Raw genomic sequence first — 4,726 nt, 5'->3', positions numbered from 1 at the left:
GACCTCGTCCGGATTACATTGAGCATGCGCGTATGTACTTGTTGCAGGTGCCTGGATACCAGGAACGTCACGACGTTCGCCCTGGCATCAGCGGCTTGGCGCAGGTCGAGCTGGGCTATATCGAAGGCACAGATGCGACGCGTCGAAAGGTTCAGGCTGATCTCTACTATATTGCAAATTCCAGCCTGGCGATGGAGATGCGCATTGTGTGGCGGACGCTTGCTGTCATGATGCGCCGCGGCGGCGCCTGACTGGGGGCCGCGCCTCTGATGGATCCCCTTGTGTCCAGCCGTGGCGTTGGCGTGAATGTCGCGATCAGCTTCGGGTTTTGATGTAATTATCAATTCGAATGCTTTGCCTTGAATCGATGCCGCTTACCCTGTTCGAAAGTTGCAAAGATCCTTTGGTCAATTCAACCTATAGTAGATTAAATCATTTCCGGTTTTCATTTAACTGAAGTGCGGAATTGTATTTGCACCGCAAACCCAAAGAAAATAAGTCCACGGGCATATCGAGGCGAGACGTGGATCGACGATAGGGTTAGCCCGTCGTCCCAAAAGCGACATAAAGACGTGAAGATTATTCGAGCGGTGACAGTCAGGCGGAAGCCTCTCTTGGCGTTTATATGCGCTATGGCGACCGGCATGGCGCAGGCACAATCGGTGTCGACCTATGGCACACCCGGACTGATCGAGATCCCCACCGCCGAGATGTTCGATGATGGTGAGCTTGTCTTTACCGCCGCAGGTCTCAGGAACACCGGTCGGGCGACGATGACGTTTCAGATGTTGCCCTGGGTGCATGGCAGCTTCCGCTATGCGGTGATTGACGGGTTTGATAGTTCGGGCGGCACGGACCGCACCCGGTATGACCGCAGCTTTGACGTCCATTTCCGGTTGCGCGAAGAAAGCCGGCACGGCCCGGCCATCGTGATGGGGCTGCGCGATTTTGGTGGCACCGGCATCTATGCCGCGGAATACTTCGTGGCCACCAAGACCATTCAGGACCGGTTCAAGCTGACCGGCGGTATTGGATGGGGCCGCATGGCGGGGCGTGGTGCGTTCTCCAACCCGCTGGGTATTTTCGGCAGCCGGTTCGACACCCGGCCCGCGTCAAACTCGAACGGCCAGGGGGGTGAGCTCGAGTTTGGCAATTGGTTCCGTGGCGACGCGGCGTTGTTTGGCGGCGCCAGCTGGCAATACAATGACCGGCTGACCTTTTTGGCCGAGTATTCGCCCGACCTTTACACGGCGGAATCCGTCAATGACAGTTTCCGGGTCAAATCGCCCTTCAATTTTGGCGCCCAGTACCGGTTCCGGAACGGCTCGCAGCTGACGGCCTCTTATCTCTATGGCACCTCGCTGGGGCTGACCTACAGCTACTTCGTCAATCCGCGCAAAGCGGTGACGCCGGGCGGTCAGGGTGCCGCACCGCCGCCGTTGCGCCCTGAATCGCAGGTCGCTGCGGCAACGGCGAACAGCAGCAAAGGTGATATCCGGGCGCGGATGCAATCCGCCCTGGATCAGGAAGGGCTGCGGCTGGTCTATCTGTCCGACAGCGGCGACACTGTCCGCGTCGGGGTGGAGAACAACCGCTATGGGCAGGCCGCGCAGGCTCTGGGCCGTACCGCCCGCGTGCTGGTCAATACAGAACCGCCCCAAGCCGAACATTTCGACATTGCGCTGATGTCGAACGGCGTGCCGCTGAGTGCGGTGCGCGTCAACCGCGACGACCTCTATGAACTGGAACATGACCCCGACAACGCCTGGCGCAGCTTTGCCCGGGCCGAGATCTCGGACACGTTGCCATTGGTGCAGGGCGGTTTCCTCACCGATGCCTATCCGCATTTTTCCTATCGGTTCGGCCCCTATCTGAACTTCTCCTTCTTTGATCCCGACGACCCGCTGCGATACGAACTGGGGGCCGCGCTGGCGTTGGATTACACCCCGTCGCCGGGCCTGACCTTTTCGACAGGTCTGCGTCAGCCGATCCTAAGTACCCTCGATGACAGCACCCGGCCGTCGAATTCGACCCTGCCGCATGTGCGCTCGGACTGGAACATCTATGCACGCGAATCCAACCTGCGGATCGAGCATATGACCGCCGAGTATATGTGGCGGCCGGGCAAGGACCTTTATGCCCGCACCACGCTGGGCTACCTGGAAACCATGTTTGGCGGGCTTTCCACCGAAGTGCTTTGGTATCCCAACAACAGTCGTCTGGCCCTTGGGGCCGAGGCCAACTATGTGGCGCAGCGCGACTTTGACGTGCTGTTCGGCTTTCAGGATTACAATGTCTTCACCGGGCACGTCTCGGCCTATTACGATCTGCCGGGCGAGTATCATGCGCAGGTCGATGTCGGGCGCTATCTGGCCGGCGACTATGGCGCAACCTTCGCGCTGGATCGCGAGTTCAACAACGGCTTCAAGGTGGGGGCGTTCTTTACCCTGACAAATGTCAGCTCTGAGGAGTTCGGTGAAGGGTCGTTCGACAAGGGTATCCGGCTGGAAATCCCGATCTCGTGGCTGACCGGCCGCCCGTCGCGCAACAAGATCGCCCAGACCATCCGTCCGGTTCTGCGCGATGGCGGCGCACGGCTGAACGTGCGCAACCGGCTGTATGGCGTGACCCGCGAGGCCCGCGCGCAGGATCTGTCGCGCGGCTGGGGAAGGTTCTGGCGATGAAGGTCCTGCGCACCGCCCTGCTGGCCCTGGCTCTGATCTCCTGCGGCGAGGCCCAGGAAGATGTCGACCTGTTCAAGAGCACGCTGTTTCCAAATGCGCCCCGGTTCCATCCGCGCGCCGAGGCCCTTGGCGCGCGCCGCCCGATCCCGCCCCGGCTTGAGGTCGGGTTTCCCAGTCGCGATCTTGCCGGTGTTATGCTGCTTGAGACCCAGCGCGCGGGGGTACAGACCTGGCTGACCGCGGACGGGGCCACCATCACGCTGGAACGCGGCATGCTGACCTCGGCCCTGGGGTTTGGCGACGGCATGTCGGCGTCCGATGTGCATCAAAGCGCGGCGCGGATCCTGGGCGGCGGTCCGGGCCGGGTCGAACGATTCCACAGCTTTCTCAACGCCAACGATGAGATCGAGTTACATGCTTATGAGTGTCAGATCGAAGCCGTGGGATCCGAGACCGTTTTGCTGCGCGGAAACCCTGTCGCAACGGAAAAATGGCAAGAGGAATGCTTCGGGGTGGCGGATCGTTTTACCAACGTTTACTGGGTGCAAAACAGTTCAGGACGCATCGTTCAATCCTCGCAATGGACCGGCAATTTCCTCGGCAACATGTTCATAAAGGTTGTGCCCAATGACAGTTAAGACTTCCAACAGCAGAGGGCATATCGTGCGCCATACTCCACTTCTCCTCAGCGCGCTGGCTGTGACCGTTCTGATTGCCGGGTGTTCCACCATCTATCGCAGCCCGTCGGTCACGGCAGGTGTCTCCGACGCGGGCAAAGTCCGCGTTGTGCCGGTCACGCCAGAGACCGTGCTGGTCGCCAACCGGTCGCCATACGCGCCCAAGACCCTGCCAACGGTGTTCGGGCTGTCGGCAGGATCGGGCTCTGGCACCAGCCTGCGCGGCACCGCCCCCCTGCCCGAGGCGCCCTCGACCCAGGACGGATCGCGCGCCGGGCTGCAACTGGACCCGCCGCCACAGGTCAACCCCGGCCCTTACACCATCGGCATCGGTGACGTGCTGGTGCTGTCGACGCCGTCCACCCAGGGCACCGCCGGAGAGCTGTCGGGCCTGCTGGCCGCGCAGAACAGCCGCAACGGCTATACCGTGCAGGATGACGGCTCGATCAACATCCCCGACGTCGGCCGCGTCCGGCTGGGCGGCCTGACCGTCGATGAGGCCGAGGCCGTACTGTTCCAGCGCCTGGTGGAAAACCAGATCGACCCCACCTTCAGCCTTGAGATTGCCGAGTTCAACTCGCGCCGCGTCTCGGTCGGCGGCGCCGTCGGCAAGCCCGGTATCCAGCCCATCACCCTGACCCAACTGACCCTGGGCGAGGCGCTGTCGGCTGCCGGATCGGTCTCGGTCAGCGATATCGACAATTCCTCGGTACGCATCTACCGCGACGGGCAGATGTATCAGATCCCGCTCGAAGATCTGTACGCACGCACCGCATTGCAGAACCTCAATCTGGTCGCCGATGACTCGGTCTTTGTCGATACCGACTATGATCTGGATCGCGCCGAACGCTACTTTGCCCAGCAGATCGCGCTGCGCGACACCGTGCTTGAGGGTCGGCAGACCGCCCTGCAAGAGCTGAACACCGCAGTCAATCTGCGCCGCGCCGACCTGGACGAGCGCCGCAGCAATTACATTCAATCCATCGAGCTGGATGCGGTTGACCGCGACTATGTCTACCTGTCCGGCGAAGTGCGTACACAGGGCCGCTATGCCCTGCCGTTCAACCACACCGCCACCCTGGCCGACGCCCTGTTCGACACTGGCGGCGGCATCGCCAAGGAAACCGGCGACGCGTCAGAGGTCTACGTCCTGCGCGCGGCGCAAGATGCCCGCGAATTCGGCGCCGTCACCGCCTGGCACCTCGACATCCGAAACGCCGCACAACTCACCCTCGCCGCCCGCTTCCAACTGCGCTCCAACGACATCATCTTCATCGCAGAAAACCCCGTCACAAAATGGGGCAGAACAATCAGCCAAATCACTCCATCACTCATAACAACACCAATCAACGCTGCAGTGAATTA

4 protein-coding genes are annotated in these 4,726 nt (G+C 61.4%); all 4 read left to right on the top strand.

The window, feature by feature from the left end; translation table 11 throughout:
- On the top strand, window positions 1–251 hold a 251-nt coding region (locus tag AC2FLJ_RS22720; protein WP_496700158.1), incomplete at its 5' end, for a sugar transferase.
- A 393-nt stretch (window positions 252–644) separates the two neighbouring features.
- Window positions 645–2,684 (top strand): YjbH domain-containing protein, encoded by a 2,040-nt coding sequence (locus AC2FLJ_RS22715; protein WP_496700156.1) that lies wholly within the window; start codon window positions 645–647, stop codon window positions 2,682–2,684.
- The gene (locus AC2FLJ_RS22710; RefSeq protein WP_496707774.1) at window positions 2,681–3,322 is read left to right on the top strand and encodes a YjbF family lipoprotein; all 642 of its coding nucleotides are present in this window, start codon (window positions 2,681–2,683) and stop codon (window positions 3,320–3,322) included. The genes AC2FLJ_RS22715 and AC2FLJ_RS22710 overlap by 4 nt, the downstream gene beginning before the upstream one ends.
- The coding region (locus tag AC2FLJ_RS22705; protein ID WP_496700153.1) for a polysaccharide biosynthesis/export family protein at window positions 3,312–4,726 on the top strand (1,415 nt) is incomplete at its 3' end. The genes AC2FLJ_RS22710 and AC2FLJ_RS22705, both read left to right, overlap by 11 nt.

It is taken from the genome of Ruegeria sp. CDSA034, assembly GCF_059612275.1.
This window is presented reverse-complemented; position numbering and strand designations above follow the sequence as displayed.

What these genes read in the sequence shown, in the direction of transcription:
- AC2FLJ_RS22715 (WP_496700156.1), top strand. Translation starts at nt 645, where the DNA reads ATGGCGCAGGCACAATCGGTGTCGACCTATGGCACACCCGGACTGATC.
- AC2FLJ_RS22710 (WP_496707774.1), top strand. Translation starts at nt 2,681, where the DNA reads ATGAAGGTCCTGCGCACCGCCCTGCTGGCCCTGGCTCTGATCTCCTGC.